This window comes from Deinococcus sonorensis KR-87, from assembly GCF_040256395.1.
Classification (GTDB): Bacteria; Deinococcota; Deinococci; order Deinococcales; family Deinococcaceae; genus Deinococcus; species Deinococcus sonorensis.
This window is the reverse complement of record NZ_CP158297.1, coordinates 377,455-395,234: the sequence shown is the minus strand read 5'-3', so window position 1 is coordinate 395,234 and position 17,780 is coordinate 377,455. Positions and strand designations below refer to the sequence as shown.

Sequence of the window (17,780 nt, the reverse complement as noted above, 5' to 3'; positions counted from 1 at the left end):
TGGCACCGGACCTCGGCGCACCTCCAGGGGCGCCTCATGGCGCGAATTCGAGCTTGACCGGCCCGGCATAGACCGGCGTCGCCATCGGGAAGTGCTCGGTCACCGCCCGGTCCGGCTGAATCAGGCCGCTGTACGTCACTTTGGCAATCGACGTGAAGGTGGTGGCCGTGCCCTGCAGGTTGGTGAGGTAGTCGCCCACGTCATTCAGGACCCGGTGCGTTTCGCGGTCGGTGCCGGCCGGTTTGCTGTCGAATTCGTAGCGAATCTCGTAGGAGGCGGCGCCGATCAGCAGGTTCTCCTGGGTCCCGCTGACCTGCAGGAACCCTCCGGTGACGCGGTCCCGCGCGTCGCCCTGGGTGGGGTCCTGTTTCGGCAGATCGTACGGCAGCGTGTTGCCGTTCACTTTCGTGAGGGCATACCGGCAGGTGTAGTACCCCTCGACCACCTCCTGGCACGGGCCCAGACCGTCCGTCACCTGCACGGCGGAGATGAGGCGCAGCGTGTTCCTGCCCGTTTCGTTGCGCACGAAGTCCACGCTCACGGCCACGGGGTTCACGCCCGGCGTGCTGGCGGGCGCCCGGTACGTGCCGCTGGAGACGTTGCCTTCATCCTTGGTCACGGTCCCGACCGCCGCGCTGCCGCCCGGGGTGCCGTTCACGGCCCAGTTGCGGGTGAACGGCGTCAGGGTGTGCGGCGCACAGGTGGTGATCAGGGGCGTGCTGAGGTGCGTGGCGAACGGTTCGGTGGTCGGCGCGACGCAGCGCATCAGCGTCAGCTGGAGGCTCTGGCCGGCTTTGACGGTCGCCTGCCCCGGGTCCAGGCGGTACGCTTCGGCCCAGGACCAGTCGCTGAAGTGGTTCGTCTGCACGCTCAGGGTGTTGGCCTCCCGGTCCTGCAGGGTGTCCAGCTGCGCCTGCCACACGCCTTTCTGGTCCTGGGCAGCCACGACGAAGGCGCTGGCGGCGCGCTCCTGCGCTTGGTCGTAGCGGAAGGTCAGCGTCACCGGCTGCCGGAAGGTCGTGCCCTCCGGACCCAGGCGGTATGCCCCGCCTTTGCCATTCGGAACGGTGCTGGAGATCGGCTGCACCGTGACATCGGTGGGAGCCTCCAGGGCACCCGCGGGGATGGTCAGACTGAGCTGGCCGTCCGCCGAGCGCAGCGTCCCGCCCTGGTGTCCGACGGTGAGGTGCGCTGCCTCGCCCGTCGGGGTGCCCACTGGGAAGGAGGGGGCCGGTGAGATGGGGACAGGACCGCCGCCCGAAGGCGAGGTGCAGGCGATGAGGGGGAGGGACAGCAGGCAGATGGCGGTCATGGTGTGGCGCATGGCATGGTCTCCAGGGGGCGCGCAGGCGCGGGTCGGGTGTCACGTGAAGCGGCATCGAACGCTGCGGGATTCACACAGGGTGCCGCGGAGCGGACGGGCGGCATCAACACGGCGCAGGCGAGGGGAACGCGCGAGTCCGGGGCAGCACAGGCTCGGACACCCGATGAACGGCCGGCGCCCCAAACCTGCTCCGTGTGGCGGTGTCCGCACCGGGCTGCGGTCGGGGGGCAGGTCAGGGTCTGGGGGTGCGAAGTTCGAGGTACATGTTGGGGCGGATGGCGTTGTAGTCGCGGGTGAAGCCGCCGGTGTAGCTGGCGCCCCACTCGTAGGTCTCCATGCCACCGATCCGCCGGCGCACCTCGAGCGGCTGACCGTTCATGCTGGCCGTGACCGTATAGGTACCCCACATCACGTTGGCCGCCACCCAGCCGGAGCCGCTCATCACCAGCCGGGTGGTCCGCACGTGCCCGGTGGTGCCGTCGGCCAGAGTGCCGACCGGCGTGAGGGTCAGGGTGACCTGCGCGGGGTCCACCTCAAAGTGACCCGCTTCGCGCTCCACGAACACGCACCCGAGGCTGCCGTAGGGATCGGCCTGGGTGGGCGGTTTCGGCTTGAAGGTGAAGTTGCGGACCCCCCCCACCCCGCCCGGGACGATCTCGGGCGTGTCGGGCATCAGGTCGACCCGGATGGCGGCTCCCTGGTACTGCAGGGTCTTGGTGGCGGTGACGTTGAAGGTGAAGGGCGCGTTGCGGACATCGATGCGGTAGTGGCCCTGGGCGTCGGTGACCGCGATCTCGTTGCTGTCGTAGGCCATGGTGTTGTCCGCGACAACCTCCACCCCGGGCAGCGCCACCCCCTGCTCGTTCACCGCACGCCCCGTGATGTAACCCTGGGTGGTTCCCGGCACCGAGCCTGAGGGTGGGGTCGGGTCGGGCACCGGCCTTGTGGTGGGTTCGGTGCAGGCGCTGAGCGCCACCGACAGCAGCAGTGCGGCGACCAGCGACCGGTTCGTCAAGGGGATGTTCATGTCCTGCCTCCTTCGCTTATCAAGCGTGGCCGGATGGTAGGCGGTGGTGGATGGCTGGCCAGTGTTGCCTGACCCGGGCGGCGGTGGGGTGGCGGGGTCACTTCTCTCCTGTCGCCATGCCGCGTCGGGTCCGTGATGCAGACGGGATCGGGAAGCCGGCAGCCGCCTCTCGACCTGCCCACTGCACCGAGTTCCACGTCCTTCGGCGGTCGGGTGCGGGACCGTCACAGGACAAGAGGACGGCGCTGGGCCACCCTCGGCCCCGCACCGGGTGGAAGGCTGGATTGCCTCGGTGACCCGCGTCATCGTGGTTCCGTCACAATCCGGTGCGGGACGATCAGGCCCTCTTCCGCGTGGACGCCGCGGTGAGCCACCTGCGTGCCTGGGCCTGCTTGGGCACCAGCAGCTGTGGGCTGCCGGCCAGCTTCCATTCCCTGAATGAACCCACCTGGATGCGGCGGCACCTCCGGGCGATTGGCCACGACATTTCTCAGCCACCGGACCGTCCGTACCTTCCAGACAGGCCGATGACGCCGGAGGAACCCATGAACTTCAAGCACACGACTGTGACCGCCCTGCTCAGCCTCGCCTTCGGGCCGCTGGCCCAGGCGCTGCCCGCCGCCCTGCCCCGCACCATCAGTGGAACCATCACGGCGGCCGGCGGCCACTCCGTGAAGGACACGGTGGTGATCGCCTGCCCGAAGGGGGACTGTGACTCGGACGCCGTGAAGGGCGCGGTGATCGACCGTGACGGCGCGAAGGTGAACTTCACCATCCAAGACCTCGGGGACGGACCGTACGCCATCTACGCCGTGCAGGACAATGACGGCGACGAGGAGGTGGGCGCCGGGGACTGGGTGGACCGCAACCTGCTGACGCAGACCCCGGCAGCGCTCACCCAGGTCGGGGCTGCGAACGTGAAGCTCGAACTTCTGGAAGTGCGGCCGGCCGGGGACACCTCCGGCCGCACCCCGCCTGCGGCGACCCCAGCCCCGAGCCAGCAGCGCGGTTACATCACGGGGCGTGCGGTGAACGAGCAGGGGGTGGCGCTGCCCGGGGTGGAGGTTGTCGCGGACAACACCATGGCCTACGACAGCAACGAGATCGCGGTCACCGACGCCCAGGGCCACTACCGCATCGATGTCCGCAACGCGCCCTTCACCTTCAACGTCACCGCCACCAAGACCCTGCAGTACCAGGGAGCCGCCATCCGGGTCGACCTGATGCCCGACACGCCCGAGATCGTCCCGGGCGGGGTGGGGGGGGTCCGCAACTTCACCTTCAAGCCGAAACCGCCCACCCAGGCCGATCCCTACGGCAGCCTCGGGTGCGTGTTCGTGGAGCGCGAAGCGGGTCACTTTGAGGTGGACCCCGCGCAGGTCACCCTGACCCTCACGCCGGTCGGCACTCTGGCCGACGGCACCACCGGGCACGTGCGGACCACCCGGCTGGTGATGAGCGGCTCCGGCTGGGTGGCGGCCAACGTGATGTGGGGTACCTATACGGTCACGGCCAGCATGAACGGTCAGCCGCTCGAGGTGCGCCGGCGGATCGGTGGCATGGAGACCTACGAGTGGGGCGCCAGCTACACCGGCGGCTTCACCCGCGACTACAACGCCATCCGCCCCAACATGTACCTCGAACTTCGCACCCCCAGACCCTGACCTGCCCCCCGACCGCAGCGCCAGCAACGGTCAGGCGGACCTGCTTCGCCAGCGGCCCTGAAGCCCAGGGGACAGGCACGGTTCGTGGGTCCAAAGTTGGAGGCAGAAGCTGGAAGGGCGGACGGGCATTCCCATGCGCAGGCGAGCAGCGAGGCGTGCTGCTCGCCTGCTTCAGCGGCGCCGGGTCCGGTCGGCGCGCCGGTCCGCCCTGTCCTCGCGGGGAGGAAGCTCGACCTGGGTGCGGTCACCGGGCAGCGCGTCGAGCAGCCACTGCAGGGCGACACACACCTTCAGGAGTGACCACAGCACGCCGCTGCGGCCGCGCCGCTCACCCCAGCGCGCGAGCCAGGCACCGCCCAGCACCAGCGCGACGAAGGCCCCCGCAGCGATCAACATCGTCCATTCCATACGTTCGTTCTCCCTTCACCCGCGTCGCCTCAGGCGGACCGGAGCTGGTCCTGCCCATGAGGCGGTGCCTGGCAGGAGTGTGCGCGGCAGCGGGTGATTGGACGATGACAGCGGAAGGGGCCGCCAGGCAGATGGGTGGCCGGGCGCAGGCCTCACCTTCAGAGCGGGGCGCGGCGGACCTGACCGCCGGTGGCGGGCCAGGCCCCGGTTCGCGCCGCATCGACGCGGCTGGGCCGCTCACCCTGGGCGCACGGCAGTGGCCAGATGTGGGGTAGCCCGGCTGAGCGTCCGCCGGGCCGAGGCGGGTCCGCCGCTCCGTGGGCGGTGCTTTGGGCCCTTCGGCAGGGGTGGCGTGCGAGGCGGGCCGGGGATCGCGGTGCGCGTCGCCTGTCCCGCTCTGGGAAGGGCGCCGCGCCCGCTCCGGGTGACGGCGGCGTCAGGCCGCCCCGGGGTCCCGGCTCAGGGTGTCCAGCGCCTGCTGCGCCGCGTGGGCCTGCTCGGGGTCATCGGCCGCCTGGTATGCCTGCTGGGCCGCCTGGTAGTACTGCCGGGCTTCCTGCAGACGCGAGGTGCCGTACGCCTCGGCGCCGGCCCGCATCAGCCAGACCGCCGCCTGCGCAGGCTCGCCGCTGTCCAGCCAGTGCTGCGCCACCCGGGCCGGGTGCACCGGGTGGCGCGCCAGGGTGCGGGCGTTCGCCCGGTGCAGCACGCGCCGCACGGCCGGCGGCGTTCCCTGCAACACCGCCTCCTGCACCAGGTCATGGCTGAAGCGCTCGCCCATCATCACCTGCGCCGCTTCGAGTTCCTCCCAGGCGACGGCGGTGTCCATCAGCGTCGCGCCGAGCACGTCCGACACCAGTTCCGGTGAGAAGTCGCCGCGCAGGACAGCCGCGGCCCGCGCCACCTGCAGGGCGGCTGGGCTCAGGCCCGCCAGACGCCGCTCGATCACCGAGAAGAGGTGGTCCGGCAGACTGCGCAGCACCGCCCCCGCCTCGAAGGGGCGCTGTTCGAGCACGTGCTTGGCCGCCTCAAGCACGAACTGCGGGTTGCCGCCGGTCAGGCGCAGCCACTGCGCGATCTCGACGGTCGCGCCGGGGAGCTGCAGGTCCCGCAGCAGCACACCCAACGCGTCCTCACTGAGCGGGCCGAGTTCCACGCGCACGGCGGCGCCCGACTGCACCAGGTGATCGACGGTGGCCAGGGCGGGCGCGGACAGCGCCCCACGCCGGTACACCGAGATGTGACGCGGCACGTCGTTCGCGTCGCCCAGCCGCGCCTGCGAGAGCATGAAGGCGCCCAGTTCCACCGTCGCCTGATCGTACTGGTGCGTGTCGTCGTTCACCACGGTGTTGAACCCGGCGGAGGTCAGGCGCACCATCTCGCGGTACGCCGCAAAGAACTTCAGCCGGTCCTCTTCGGCGATCAGCGGCGGCAGGGCGACGCTGCCACGCAGCTCGGGGATGATCCGCGACAGTTCGCAGCGCACCCAGTCGGGCAGCACCACGTCGGTGGCCGCGGCCAGGCGGGCGCGGGCGTTGTGGACGGTGCCCGCGTACGGCACCTCGCGCCCGCCGGGATGGCCCGGCAGGTACAGGGCCGGGCCTTTGCTTGCCACGAAATCCCTCACCAGCCGGGTCTTGCCCTCGCCGGCCTCCCCGGTGACGTAGATCAGCTTCCGGGCGGCCCACGCGTCCTCCAGGGCCGCCCAGGCGTCCTCGCGGCCCACCAGGGTAGGGGGACGAAGCACCCGCAGCGGGAGCCGTCCGGGTGCCGCTGCGGGAGCGCCGGGCAGCGTCCCGCGGTCGATGTCCTGGGCCAGGCGCCGCGTTTGTGGGGACGGGTCGGCGCCCAGTTCGCGCCGGAGCACCTGCTGGCAGCGGTGGTACGCGCGCAGGGCGGACGCGCGGTCGCCGTTGCGGTAGTGCAGCCGCATCAGCGTGCAAAAGGCGTCCTCCGAGAGCCGGTCGAGCTCCAGCCACTGCCGCGTGAGCGTCAGGGCCTGGGCCCAGTCCAGGGCCTGCTCGCACCGTTCGATGGCCGTGGCGTACGCCCGCGCCCTCAGGACGTCCAACCGCTCGCGCCACGCCAGCAGCCACTCCATGAAGCCAGGACAGTCGTCGAAATCCACAGCGTCCAGCAGGCCACCCGGCGCCGGCTCGGCTGTGGGCGCCTCGGCCAGCGTCCGGGCGTCGACCGCCAGTTCGGGCGTCAAGGTGAGGAGGTCGCCGCCCTGGACGGGCGGCTCACCGAGCAGCTGGCGCAGGCGCCGCAGCACGTGAACCAGGTTGTTGCGCGCCGCGCTGCCCGTCGCGTCCGGCCACAGCAGGTCGGCCAGCACCGCCCGCGGCGCGGCGCCTTCCAGGGCGAGGTACGCGAGGAGACCGGCGGTCTTGCGCTCCAGCGGAACCGCGGAGCCGTCCGGCGCGATCACGCGGGGCGGCCCAAGCAACGCCAGCCGCCACGCCCTCCTGGCTTGTGACATGCCCTCAGGCTAGCAAGTTCGCTGCGGCCGGAGGTGAAACGGGCGGCGGCCAGGTCGCCACCGTTACTCGCCGGGCAGGACGGCGCGCAGGCCAGCGCGCAGCTGCGGGTCGTTGAGGTCGCCCAGCGCCGCCAGCCCGCGCCGCGCCGCGCGCGCTGCCTGCGCGCCCTGCGCCTGCGCGGCGAACAGTTCAGCCTGCACCTGCCAGGCCCGCGCGGTCTGGCGGGGCCCCTGCGCGCGCTCGTGCAGGGCGTTCACAGCGTGCTGGTGCGCTTCACGGTCCGCGGTATGGGCCCGGGCGCGCGCGCCCTGCTCCCAGGCGTCGAATGCCTCGTCGCTCCCAGCGTCGTCCAGCAGCCGGGCGGCGCGCTCGAAGAACGCCGCGGCCTCCGGGTGACGACGCGCCGCGCCGGCCGCCGCGCCCGCCCGCAGCAGCCACGGCACCGCCTCGCGCTGCTCGCCGCCGTCCAGCCAGTGCTGGGCGATCTGGGCGGGCGCGTGGGCCTGGCGGGCCAGCACCCGCGCCGCGCTGCGGTGCAGCAGCCGCCGCACGGTGGCGGGCGTGTGGGCGAGCACCGCCTCCTGCACCAGGTCGTGATGAAACCGCTCGCCCTGCATGATCTGCGCGCCCTCCAGGTCATCCCAGGCCGCCACCACCTCCAGCAGCGGCGCGCCCAGCACCTCGGCCACCAAGTCCGGGCCGAAGTCGCGTTGCAGCACCGCCGCAGCCCGCGCGGCCTGCAGCGCCATTTTCGGCAGGCGGGCCAATCGCGCGGCGATCACTTCCTTGACCCGGGCCGGCACCGCGCTGCTCTCCGCCGCGTCGCCACCCGCCTCGAGCAGTGACTTGACCGACTCCAGCACGAACAGGGCATTGCCCCCACTGGCCCGCGCAAGGTGCGCCACGCGCTCAGGCGCCAGCGAGACTCCCAGCTGACCGATCAGCGCCCGCACTGCCGGGTCCGGCAGCGGACCGAGCTCCACCCGCCGCGCCTGACCGGCGTTCATCAGCCGGGCGAAGATCTGGGCGGTGAAGGGCGGCAGGTCGTCGCGCCGGTGCACCGCGATGAAGTGCGGCAGGCCCCCCGGCTGGCCCAGCGGGAACATCGCGTCGATCAGCACGAAGCCCGCCTCGATGCTGGCGTCGTCGGCGTACTGCATGTCGTCGAACAGGTACGCGTCCACGCCCTGCAGCGTCACGCCGAACGCCGCCCGGATGACCTGCTGGAGCGACGGGTCCGCCTGTGCCGGCGGCACTTCACCCGGCGGTGTGAGCTCGGGCAGCAGCCAGCTGAGCACGCGCCGCTCCGGCAGCGGCAGCTCGGCGCCCGAGAACTCCAGCGCCCGGCGCAGGCTGCGGGCAGTGGTGCTGTACGGCGCCAGGCGGTCCCCAGGCCGCGCTTCCAGGGTCAGCACCCGACCCTTGCTCGCCGCGAAGTCGGCCGCGAGGCGACTCTTGCCCATGCCCGGTTCGCCCGAGACGATGAGGAACTGCCCCGCCTGCCACCCCTCTTCCATCGCCGCCCACTCCTGCGCGCGGCCGGTCAACGGAGCGGGCCGCAGCGCCGCCAGCGGCACGCTGGCCGCCGGGCGCGCCGGCGCCGGGGCGTGGCTTCCCTGGTCAATCTGGCGGGCCAGCTCCTGGGTTTCTGGCATCGGTTCGGTGTGCAGCTCTCGCGTCAGGGTGGCGCAGAGCTGCCGGTACACCTCCAGGGCCCCGGCCGGCTCCCCCGACAGGTACAGCTGGCGCATCAGGCTGCGGTGCGCCTCCTCGGACATCCGGTCGACGCTCAGGACCCGCCGGGTCAGTTGCGCCGCCTGCGCAAAGTCGCCCTGCTCCTCGTGGTGGCGGGCCGCCAGGCCCAGCAGGTGCGCGCGGGCCGCGTCGATCCGTTCGCGCTGCACCAGCAGCCAGTCGGCCAGGTCCTGGGTGCCCGCGAACGTCTCGCCGTCCAGCAGCGCGCCGTCCGGCACCGGAGCCAGCTGCCCGTCCAGCAGCGCGCGGGCATCCACCGATACCGTCGCCGCGAGGCCGAGCAGGTCCTGCCCCACCACCAGCTCCTCGCCGAACGACCGGGCCATCCGCCGGGTGAGCTGCACCAGGTTGTTGCGGGCGCCGTCCTCGGTCCGCTCCGGCCACAACAGCCCGGCGAGCCGCGAGCGCGGCGCCGGGCCTTCCAGCGCCAGGTAGGCGAGCAGCGCGAGCGGTCTGCCCTCGCAGCGCACCTCCCGGCCGTCCGGCGCCACCAGCCGCGGCGGGCCGAGCAGGCACAGCTGCCATTCCAACGCCATGTTCACGGTGCGCTCAGGATACCAGAGCGGGCGCGGCGGAAGCGCGCGGCGCGGTCCAGCTGGGGCGGCGCAACATCCTTCAACCACCGGGCGTTGCCTAGCCTCGTCTCAGGCTCGACGACCCGACAGGAGCGACATGAACGGCGGCATGGCGCTCGCGTTCAGCCTCTCTTTCCCGCCCGCCTGCACCTCAGGAGAACCCCCATGACTGCACCCAGCACGCCCGTTCCCACCCCCCGCCTGATTCGCGCCGCTGAAGGCCAGCCGGTCACCGCTCCGGGCGAGGAGGTGACCTTCAAACTCACCGGCCGCGACACGGACGGCGTGTTCGCGCTGGGCCTGGTCACGACCCAGCCGGGCGGTGGCCCGCCCCCCCACCTGCACCACCGCGAAGACGAGCTGTTCATCATGGTGGACGGCGAACTCCAGGTGGGCAGCCGGGACGGCTGGCAGACCGCCCGGCCCGGCGACGTGGTGTACCTGCCAGCCGGTCAGCCGCACACCTTCCACAACGCGGGTCCCGGTCCGGCCCGGCACTGGGTGTTCGCCACCCCGCCCGGCTTCGAGCAGTTCTACCCACGCTTCGCGGCGCTGCTGAACGAGGCGCCAGCCGGCCCGCCGGACCTCGCGCGGCTCGGCGCCACCGCCGCCAAATACGGCATTGAGCTGCTGCCTGCGCACGCGCTGCCGGCCCCGGACCCCGCCGGGCGCCCCTGAGCTCACGTCCCGGCCGCCGTGCCCAGGCGACCTCTGCTGAACCAGGCCCGGCTCGGCACGCGTGGGCGTGTCAGGTTGGACCTGATCCAGCAGAAGCGGTTGGAGGTCAGTGGGCGCGGCCCGGGGCCGGAGGGATTGGTTCACCTGTCCGGTCCGGGCGGGGTGCCTTCGGCCCTGCGCCTGTCCGGCGCGCGCTGATCACCAACGCGCCCACACGGACGCCGCGCGCCCTCCCCACCGGCTGCGGGTTCGTTCGCCGTACGTCTGCACGCCATCGGCCGACCACCCCACTAGGGCGGGCCCCAGTGGGTGGTCAGCGACACGTCTCGCTCAGCTGGCGTCCAGCGCCGCGAGGTAGCGCTCAGCGGACCGCCGCACGGCCGCCTGGGCGTCCTGACGCACCACTTTGCCGTCCCAGGCGGCATACAGGCGCTCGAACGGAAGCGCCTGCGTCGCCGCCACGATCCGGCGGACCGCGCGCGCGCCCAGGGGAATCAGGTTGGGAAAGCTGTACATGAAACTGACCCAGCGCCGGTCCATCACCACGTTGATCAGGTCACCGGTCAGCAGCGCCCCCTGGCCCGCGGCGCCGCCGGCCCAGTGCAGCAGGGCGCCGCCCTCAAAGTGACCTGCGCAGTGCAGCAGAGTCACGTCCGGGCCCAGCCGCAGGGACGCGCCGTCCCAGAACCGCACGGCCCGATCCGGCCGGCAGACCCACGCACGATCCGCCGCATGCAGGTAGATGGGGACTCCGAACGCGTGGGCCCACTCGACCATCACCCCGTAATAGTGCGGGTGAGAGATGGCGATGGCGCTGAGGCCTCCCAGCGCCGCGACGACCGCGACGCCGGCGTCGTCAATCAGCGGCAGGCAGTCCCACAGCACATTGCCCGAGTGGCCCTGCACCAGCAGGGCGCGCTGTCCGATCATCAGGGACGGCGTGACGTTCACGCTGTGCAGGCCGGGTTCCTCCTCCCGGACGTGCAGCCGGTGCGAGGCGCGCAGGGCGTCCAGGGTGGTCCAGGCCTGCCCGCCCCAGCCGACGTACTGCCGGTCATCTTCACACACGATGCAGCGCAGGGGCGGACGCGCCGTGGGGGCGTGCTGGGTCCCACAGGTGGCACAGATGTACGGCTGGAGGGTGGACGGCGTAGTCAGTCGTGGTGACGGCTGCATGTCAAAGCTCCTGAAGCGACGAACGCCAGATGTCCAGCTGCCCGTCCGCAGACAGGCGATGGGCCCGGATGGCCGCGAGGTCCCGGCCGGGCAGCGAGGCCAGGAACTCCACTTCCAGACGGTCGATGAAGGCGCTGAGGTTCAGTCGGCGCGCGAGGGCGGGCGCCGGCCCGGGCCGGCGGTGGAAGGCGTACACCAGACCGGCCGGCCAGCTCCGCAGCGCAGCCAGCAGGTCAGTGGCGGGCATCACCCGGACCCGGGGACGCCCGAGGTCCAGACCGAGTCCGTAGCTCAGGGCGTCCTCGCTCCAGCCGTGGAATGGACGCGGCCGAAGCGAGCCGTCCTCATTGAGCTGCCCGGGCGTGCCGCGCCACGCGGCGCGCCCGTCCCCCAAGCGGAGGTGAACGTTCTGCAGGTCCGCGCTGTCCTGAACAACGTCGGCGAGGATGCCCCGGGCGCGGAGGGTAGAGAGGCGGGCGAAGCGGGCGTCGCGTTGCGCCAGGGCGTCGACCGTCATCGTGAAGCTGTATTCCGGAGGTTCGGGAGCGGACTCAATCTGAAAGAACATGCGGACTCCTGGGGAACAGGCGGACACCACCGCTGGCGGGCGGCGGCCGAGACGGCGCGTGAAACGGATGGACGGAGGAACACCCGGGGTGGTCCGGGGGGCGCTGCGGCCTGAGGTCAAGGTACGAGCGCGGCGCTCCACGGTCATCCCGAATTCCTGGGGGGCCCCGGCCCGCCTGCGGACGGGCCACTGCAGATGGACGCCCGGCCCGCCGGACGGCCGGTAGAATGGGCGGATGACCGGTGATCGAACGGCGGCGGTGGCACGGAGCGTGCTGGAGCCGGTGACGTCGCTGATCGGCCGGGCGCAGGAACTGGCGAGCGTCCGAGAGATCCTGAACTGGCCCGACGTGTCGCTGCTGACGCTCACCGGGCCGGGGGGCGTCGGGAAGACGCGGTTGGCGCTGGCGGTCGCCCGGCAGCTGGCCGGGCAGTACCGCGACGGGACGGTGTTCGTCCCGCTGGCGGCGGTGCAGCAGGCCGACCACGTGCTGCCGGTGATCGCCCGGACGCTGGGCGTCCAGGAGTCGAACGAAGCCACCCTGAGCGCCGTGCAGGCCCACCTGCGGGGCAAGCAGCTGCTGCTGATCCTGGACAATTTCGAGCACCTGGTACCCGCCGCGGATGCGGTGGCGGCCCTCCTGCGGGCCGCACCGGACCTGACGGTGCTCGCCACCAGCCGCGCGGCGCTGCGGGTGTACGGCGAGCACGAGTACGCGGTGCCGCCCCTGTCCATCCGGGGGCGTGGCGACGCACCATCGGAAGCGGCGACGCTCTTCACCGAGCGCGTGCGGGCGATGCTGCCCACCTTCACCCTGCAGGGGGCGCACGGCGGTGACGTCGCCGAGATCTGCCGCCGCCTGGACGGGCTGCCGCTGGCCATTGAACTCGCGGCGGCGCGCGTGCGGCTGTTTCCTCCGCCGGTCCTGCTCGAGCGGCTGAACGATCAGCGGCTCAACCTGCTGGGCGGCGGCGCGCGCGACCTGCCGTCGCGGCAGCAGACGTTGCGGTCCACCATCGACTGGAGTTATCAGCTGCTGTCCGAACCGGAACGGCAGCTGTTCGCCCGGCTTGGCGTGTTCGTCGGCGGGTGGTCGTTCGAGGCGGCTGAGGACGTGTGCCGGGGGCCGGGCGTTGATGTGCTCGACGCCCTGGGGTCCCTGGTCGAGAAAAGCTTGGTGCAGCGGCTCGATGGGGGGACGCCCAGGTTCATCATGCTGGAGACGCTGCGCGATTACGCGCTGGAGCAGCTGCAGGCGCGTCAGGAACTCGCCGTGATGCGTGAACGCCACGCCAGTTACTACCGGCGCTGGAGCGCCGAGGTGCAGCAGGGCCTCGAGGGCGCCGGGCAGGTGGCGTGGCTGGCGCGGGTCACGGCCGAACAGCCGAACCTGCTGGCGGCCTTGCAGCACGGCCTGGACGTGCAGGACTTTTCCGCGGCCGGGGAGGTGGCATGGAACTGCGCCTGGGCGTGGGCCATCAGTGCCGACGACCGCGCCGGCGGCCGCCTGGAGCTGCTCATCCAGCATCCGGCCGTCCCGGCGGAGGTGCTGGCCAGCGGGCGGTACGCCTTGACCTGGCTGGCGTTCCGGCGTGGCGATTTTGAACAGGCGGTCGCGCATGCCCGGGCCAGCGCGACACAGTTCCGCCAGGCGGGTGATCCGCTGCGCGCGGCCTACGCCGCCACTCTGCTCAGCATGGCGCTGATGGCCTACCTGGACCGAGCGGACGAGGCGCTGGACGCCTGCCGGGCGGCGCTCGTCACCGCAGCGCACCTCCGGCGCCCGTGGCTGGCGCTGTTCGCTCACGGGGTGGTGGGCTGGACCCACGCCCTGCGCGCTGAACTGGAGGCCGCCACCGCGGCGCTGCAGGCGGCCCTGGAGATCGGCAGCGCCACCGGGGAGCAGAACATGGCCACCTGGAGCGCGCTGGGGCTCGCCGGGTGCCGGGTCCGGCAGGGCGACTGCGCGGCTGCCACGACGCTGCTGCAGCGCGGCCTGCGTGGGGCAGACGCGACCGACGACCCAGCCGAACTGGCCGCCTGCCTGTACGGCTTTGCGGTGGTGGCCGCCATGGAGCACCACGTCGAGCGGGCCGCGCGCCTGCTGGGCGCCGCGGCGGCGCTGCGGACCGAGCGCAACATCTCCACCCAACTGGAACCGGCGCTGTTCGGGCCGGTGCTGGACCAGCTGCGCGCCGGCAGTGCCGCGGCGCTGTTCGACGCCGCGTATGAAGAGGGCCGCGGGCTGGACCCGGTGGCGGCCGTTGCGGAGGCGCTTTCCCCCAGCGGCGCGGTCCGGCGGTCCGTGTCGGCGCCGCTGGACGCCGGGTCGGTGCGGCTCACGGCGGCCGAACAGGAAGTGCTCGCGCTGTTGGCAGCCGGGTTGAGCAACAAACAGATCGCCGCGCGCCGCGGCACCGGGGTGTACACCACCAACGACCAGGTCAGCGCGATCTTGTCTAAATTTGGCGTGCGCAACCGGGCCTCGGCCCTGCGCTACGCGGTGGACCACGGGTTGATCTGACCTGCGGAACGTTCGCCCGGCCAGCGCGATCAGGGAACCGCCGGGCTCAGGCATCCGGGGCCGCCGTGACGCCCCCGAGATCTGGGGGTGCAGCCGGTTCCCGAATCCTGGGGATGCCGCGGCGCGGCCGGGAACCTAGGGTGATCTCAGCGGCGGACGACGACAGCGCGTCCGCTCACCGCAGCGCCGGGCACCCTGCAGGCGACGCGATAAGGAGACCCTGATGACCGACTCAACCGCCCACCCTGACCACACCCGCCCGCTGGAACGCACCCCTCTCCGTCTGGAGGTGCTGGGCGTGCAGGTCACCTTCCAGCTGCGCGCCGCCGATACGCTCGGCGCCTATTCGATGTTCGAGGCGCTGGTCCCGCCCGGCGCCGGCACGCCACCGCACCGCCAGCCGCTTGAAGAGGAAGCGTTTTTCGGACTGGAAGGCGAGGTGACGTTCCAGGTGGGCGACCACCAGGTCCTGCTGACCCCCGGCGACCGCACGGTCGTCCCCCGGGGCACGCCGCATGCCTTTGTGAACACCAGTGGCCGTCCGGCGCGAATGCTGATCCTGGTCTCTCCCGGCGGGTCGCATGAGCGCTTCTTCGAGGAGCTCGGCACCCCCGTCAGCGGCACTGCCCCGGCCGCCATGCCGGCGGATATCGATGTCCAGCGGGTGATCGAGGTCGCCGCGCGGCACCACATGGAGATCCTTCCGCCGGTCTGAAGGTCCTGAGCGGTGGGTGCACCTGGGCCACCGGTCACTTCAGGCGCCCGCCGCGGCGGCGAAGCCTCCTGGCCTCGCTGCCGCATGACCACCCCGGCCTCCTGGGGCCAGCGGACCTGGACGGCGCCGAGCGGTGAAGGTGCGAGCGCTGAGGTCCTGGCGCGGCCTGGCACCTGCCTGGACCTCCGTTTCCACGGCAGCGTGGTGCCGGGCCGTGCAGCCGCGCATCTTCTCGCTGCACCCCTGCCCGGCTGGGGGCCGCGTGGCGTCTTCTCACCGGACCGCTCCGGGCGGCCGCAATCTGGGGTCGCGGGTGGGGTCGGGGTAGAGGGGTGGGCATCCGCTGACCGGGGCGCTCCGCCGCCATTCGTAGTGCCACGGTTCGTTCCGGTAGACCCGGCACAGGCCATACCTGGCCCCGTGGGCGTTCAGCCAGGCGGCGGCGCGGGGCGGGCCGATGTCCACCGCGTCGCCCGACACGTGAGCCGACGTCTCCGGGCTGGCCACCCACCGGGCTGCTTCCCGCGCCGAGCCGTAGGTGGCCACCGCCTCGCCCATCAGCTGACGCTGGTACCGCGGGGACCGCCAGCCGCTGTTGACGAACAGGTCGACGCGGTCGCCCGCGGCGTCGGATGCCGCCTGACGGAGCGCCGCGAGGAGGTGGGGAGCGAGGTTCGTCACGCCGGGCAGGGCCCGATTGAACACGGTCACGCCGTCGGGCAGGACCCCATCGGCCGTGTCGATGGCGGCGGGCGCCGCGGCGGTCCCCGAGACCGGCGGTCCCGGGGCCGGGAGGGTCACAGGAGCCGAGAAGCCGGGCGCCGCGGCCAGGATGAGCCCTGTCGCCGGTGCCCGGCGCCCGGCGGCGCCCATCAGGAGGAGGCAGCCGCCCGCCAGGGCGGCGAAGACGGCCGGTTTCGTCTGGCGGGTCGGGGGTGGAGCGGGGCGGTCATTCATGCGCCCAGTCAACGCGCGGGGGTGTTGCCCGCACGTATGTGCTTTTCGATATGCCGAGGATATGGCCCGGCGCGTAGCATCGGAAGGCATGCGTGTGCTGATCGTTGAAGACGAACCGGACCTGGGGGGCGCCATCCGCGATGGGCTGCGGCTGAACGCGGTCGCGGCCGACATTGCCGGTGACGGTGACGCGGCGCTGGAGTTGCTGAGCCTTCATCCGTACGACGTGCTGGTTCTCGACCGCGACATCCCGGGCCCGTCCGGCGATGAGGTCGCCCGGCGCGTGGTCGCCTCCGGGATGGGCCCGCTGATCCTGATGCTGACCGCCGCCGACCGGCTCGGTGACAAAACTACCGGCTTCGAACTCGGCGCGGACGATTACCTCACCAAGCCGTTTGAGCTGCAGGAACTGGTGCTGCGGCTGCGGGCCCTGTACCGCCGCCGGACCCAGGCCAGGCCGCCGGTGCGGGAGTTGGCGGGCGTGCGCGTGGATCCGTTCCGCCGGGAGGTGTACCGCGACGGCCGGTACGTTGCGCTCACCCGCAAGCAGTTTGCGGTGCTGGAGGTCCTCGTTGCCGCGGGCGGCGGCGTCGTGAGCGCCGAGACCCTGCTGGAGCAGGCGTGGGATGAGCACGCCGACCCCTTCACCAACGCCGTGCGCATCACCGTCTCAGCGCTGCGCAAACGGCTCGGTGAACCGTGGGTCATCGCCACAGTGGCGGGCGTCGGCTACTGCATCCGCACGCCAGCCGCCGCCGGAGGGCCGGGCGAGGACGATGGGTAGGGCGCCCGGGCTGAGCGTCCGCGTGAAACTCACCCTCAGCTACGCCGGTTTCCTGATGCTGGCCGCGGCGCTGCTGCTGGCGGTCGTGTGGGTGTTCCTGCTGCGTTACGTCCCGGAGCAGACTTCGGTGGTGTCGCCCGCTGTGCCGTTCGGCGCGCCGGGCCCAGGGGCCGTCCGCGCGCCGTTCATTCCCAACCGCTCGGACCTGGTGCGCGCCTTCGCCCCGAAGGCCGCTGCGGGCATGCTCGCCCTGCTCGCGTTTGGTCTGATGGGCGGATGGGTGCTGGCCGGGCGGATGCTCGCGCCGCTGACCCGCGTCACCGAGGCCACCCGTCTGGCCGCGGCCGGTTCGCTGACCCACCGGATCCGGTTGGCGGGGCGCCGCGACGAGTTCCGTGAACTCGCCGACGCCTTCGACGCGATGCTCGCGCGGCTCGACGCCCACGTCGCCGAACAGCGCCGCTTCGCCGCCAACGCCTCCCATGAGCTGCGCACGCCGCTGGCCATCACTCGGACCGTGCTCGAGGTGGCCCGGGCCGATCCGCACCGCGACGTCGACGAACTCATCGGGCGACTGCAGGCGGTGAACCGCCGCGCGATCGACCTGACCGAAGCGCTGCTGCTCCTGAGCCGCGCCGACGGGCGGTCCTTCACCCGGAAACAGGTGGACCTCTCGCTGCTGGCAGAAGAGGCCGCAGAAACACTCCTGCCCCTGGCGGAGCAGCGTGGTGTCCGCATCGCCACCTCCGGGGAGGTGGCCTCGACCACCGGCTCCCCGGCGCTGCTGCTGCAGATGACCACCAACCTCCTGCACAACGCCATCGTCCATAACCTTCCCGAACACGGCACCGTGACCGTCCATACGGCCGTGCACCGTGGGTCCGCCACGCTCACGGTCGAGAACAGCGGCGACCTGCTCACCGCACAGCTCCTCTCGACCGTCACCGAGCCGTTCCAGCGCGCCGCGCGCGTCCGCGGTGACGATGGTGGTGTGGGCCTGGGCCTCGCCATCGTGCAGCGCATCGTCGACGCCCACGACGGCACCCTCACGCTCACGGCCCGGCAGGGCGGTGGCCTGCACGTCACGGTGCGGCTCCCCATTGCAGCTGCAGGTCATTCACGTTGAGTGGGAACCGTGAGTC

Annotated in this window: 14 protein-coding genes; 6 read left to right on the top strand and 8 right to left on the bottom strand. The window is 72.2% G+C overall.

The genetic code is table 11. The features are described 5' to 3' along the window. Window positions 1-34: 34 nt before the first annotated feature. The gene (locus tag ABOD76_RS02870) at window positions 35-1,324 is read right to left on the bottom strand and encodes a hypothetical protein (RefSeq protein WP_350241270.1); all 1,290 of its coding nucleotides are present in this window, start codon (window positions 1,322-1,324) and stop codon (window positions 35-37) included. 232 nt (window positions 1,325-1,556) lie between these two features. Next, window positions 1,557-2,351, bottom strand: coding sequence for a carboxypeptidase-like regulatory domain-containing protein (locus tag ABOD76_RS02865; protein WP_350241268.1), 795 nt, complete (start codon window positions 2,349-2,351; stop codon window positions 1,557-1,559). A gap of 545 nt (window positions 2,352-2,896) precedes the next feature. On the opposite strand from ABOD76_RS02865, the gene ABOD76_RS02860 reads away from it, so the two are divergent. Further along, the gene (locus tag ABOD76_RS02860) at window positions 2,897-4,015 is read left to right on the top strand and encodes a carboxypeptidase-like regulatory domain-containing protein (RefSeq protein ID WP_350241266.1); all 1,119 of its coding nucleotides are present in this window, start codon (window positions 2,897-2,899) and stop codon (window positions 4,013-4,015) included. A gap of 171 nt (window positions 4,016-4,186) precedes the next feature. Here the strand turns inward: ABOD76_RS02860 and ABOD76_RS02855 are convergent, their stop codons facing one another. From ABOD76_RS02855 to ABOD76_RS02845, 3 genes are all read right to left on the bottom strand, one after another. Continuing rightward, on the bottom strand, window positions 4,187-4,411 hold the full coding sequence (locus ABOD76_RS02855) for a hypothetical protein (protein WP_350241264.1): 225 nt from the start codon (window positions 4,409-4,411) through the stop codon (window positions 4,187-4,189). A gap of 448 nt (window positions 4,412-4,859) precedes the next feature. Next, the gene (locus ABOD76_RS02850; RefSeq protein WP_350241262.1) at window positions 4,860-6,905 is read right to left on the bottom strand and encodes a BTAD domain-containing putative transcriptional regulator; all 2,046 of its coding nucleotides are present in this window, start codon (window positions 6,903-6,905) and stop codon (window positions 4,860-4,862) included. A gap of 63 nt (window positions 6,906-6,968) precedes the next feature. Beyond that, window positions 6,969-9,197 carry a BTAD domain-containing putative transcriptional regulator gene (locus tag ABOD76_RS02845; RefSeq protein WP_350241762.1) on the bottom strand — a complete coding sequence of 743 codons (2,229 nt, stop codon included), beginning with the start codon at window positions 9,195-9,197 and terminating at the stop codon, window positions 6,969-6,971. A 204-nt stretch (window positions 9,198-9,401) separates the two neighbouring features. Between ABOD76_RS02845 and ABOD76_RS02840 the strand changes: the two genes are divergently transcribed. After that, entirely contained in the window at window positions 9,402-9,914 is a 513-nt protein-coding gene (locus ABOD76_RS02840; RefSeq protein WP_350241260.1) for a cupin domain-containing protein, read from the top strand. 330 nt (window positions 9,915-10,244) lie between these two features. Here ABOD76_RS02840 and ABOD76_RS02835 read toward each other — a convergent pair whose 3' ends face one another. Continuing rightward, complete coding sequence (locus ABOD76_RS02835) at window positions 10,245-11,090, bottom strand: MBL fold metallo-hydrolase (protein WP_350241258.1); 846 nt, start codon at window positions 11,088-11,090, stop codon at window positions 10,245-10,247. Between the two features lies 1 nt (window position 11,091). Beyond that, window positions 11,092-11,658: a hypothetical protein gene (locus tag ABOD76_RS02830; RefSeq protein WP_350241256.1), complete on the bottom strand. Its 567-nt coding sequence runs from the start codon at window positions 11,656-11,658 to the stop codon at window positions 11,092-11,094. A 235-nt stretch (window positions 11,659-11,893) separates the two neighbouring features. On the opposite strand from ABOD76_RS02830, the gene ABOD76_RS02825 reads away from it, so the two are divergent. Further along, window positions 11,894-14,182, top strand: a complete 2,289-nt coding sequence (locus ABOD76_RS02825; protein WP_350241254.1) for an AAA family ATPase — start codon at window positions 11,894-11,896, stop codon at window positions 14,180-14,182. A gap of 223 nt (window positions 14,183-14,405) precedes the next feature. Then, window positions 14,406-14,897 carry a cupin domain-containing protein gene (locus tag ABOD76_RS02820; protein WP_350241252.1) on the top strand — a complete coding sequence of 164 codons (492 nt, stop codon included), beginning with the start codon at window positions 14,406-14,408 and terminating at the stop codon, window positions 14,895-14,897. 273 nt (window positions 14,898-15,170) lie between these two features. Here ABOD76_RS02820 and ABOD76_RS02815 read toward each other — a convergent pair whose 3' ends face one another. Beyond that, window positions 15,171-15,854 carry a M15 family metallopeptidase gene (locus tag ABOD76_RS02815; protein WP_350241250.1) on the bottom strand — a complete coding sequence of 228 codons (684 nt, stop codon included), beginning with the start codon at window positions 15,852-15,854 and terminating at the stop codon, window positions 15,171-15,173. An 88-nt stretch (window positions 15,855-15,942) separates the two neighbouring features. Here ABOD76_RS02815 and ABOD76_RS02810 point away from each other — a divergent pair, with 88 nt between their 5' ends. Together ABOD76_RS02810 and ABOD76_RS02805 are read left to right on the top strand one after the other, a co-directional pair. Then, complete coding sequence (locus ABOD76_RS02810; protein ID WP_350241248.1) at window positions 15,943-16,638, top strand: response regulator transcription factor; 696 nt, start codon at window positions 15,943-15,945, stop codon at window positions 16,636-16,638. Then, the gene (locus tag ABOD76_RS02805; protein WP_350241246.1) at window positions 16,631-17,764 is read left to right on the top strand and encodes a sensor histidine kinase; all 1,134 of its coding nucleotides are present in this window, start codon (window positions 16,631-16,633) and stop codon (window positions 17,762-17,764) included. Before ABOD76_RS02810 ends, ABOD76_RS02805 begins: the two co-directional genes overlap by 8 nt. The last annotated feature ends 16 nt before the right edge of the window (window positions 17,765-17,780 follow it).

Coding starts and splice junctions, on each gene's coding strand:
- ABOD76_RS02840 (WP_350241260.1), top strand. CDS start 9,402: ATGACTGCACCCAGCACGCCCGTTCCCACCCCCCGCCTGATTCGCGCC.
- ABOD76_RS02860 (WP_350241266.1), top strand. CDS start 2,897: ATGAACTTCAAGCACACGACTGTGACCGCCCTGCTCAGCCTCGCCTTC.
- ABOD76_RS02835 (WP_350241258.1), bottom strand. CDS start 11,090: ATGCAGCCGTCACCACGACTGACTACGCCGTCCACCCTCCAGCCGTAC.
- ABOD76_RS02805 (WP_350241246.1), top strand. CDS start 16,631: ATGGGTAGGGCGCCCGGGCTGAGCGTCCGCGTGAAACTCACCCTCAGC.
- ABOD76_RS02870 (WP_350241270.1), bottom strand. CDS start 1,324: ATGCGCCACACCATGACCGCCATCTGCCTGCTGTCCCTCCCCCTCATC.
- ABOD76_RS02830 (WP_350241256.1), bottom strand. CDS start 11,658: ATGTTCTTTCAGATTGAGTCCGCTCCCGAACCTCCGGAATACAGCTTC.
- ABOD76_RS02810 (WP_350241248.1), top strand. CDS start 15,943: ATGCGTGTGCTGATCGTTGAAGACGAACCGGACCTGGGGGGCGCCATC.
- ABOD76_RS02855 (WP_350241264.1), bottom strand. CDS start 4,411: ATGTTGATCGCTGCGGGGGCCTTCGTCGCGCTGGTGCTGGGCGGTGCC.
- ABOD76_RS02865 (WP_350241268.1), bottom strand. CDS start 2,351: ATGAACATCCCCTTGACGAACCGGTCGCTGGTCGCCGCACTGCTGCTG.
- ABOD76_RS02845 (WP_350241762.1), bottom strand. CDS start 9,197: ATGGCGTTGGAATGGCAGCTGTGCCTGCTCGGCCCGCCGCGGCTGGTG.
- ABOD76_RS02850 (WP_350241262.1), bottom strand. CDS start 6,905: ATGTCACAAGCCAGGAGGGCGTGGCGGCTGGCGTTGCTTGGGCCGCCC.
- ABOD76_RS02815 (WP_350241250.1), bottom strand. CDS start 15,854: ATGAATGACCGCCCCGCTCCACCCCCGACCCGCCAGACGAAACCGGCC.
- ABOD76_RS02825 (WP_350241254.1), top strand. CDS start 11,894: ATGACCGGTGATCGAACGGCGGCGGTGGCACGGAGCGTGCTGGAGCCG.
- ABOD76_RS02820 (WP_350241252.1), top strand. CDS start 14,406: ATGACCGACTCAACCGCCCACCCTGACCACACCCGCCCGCTGGAACGC.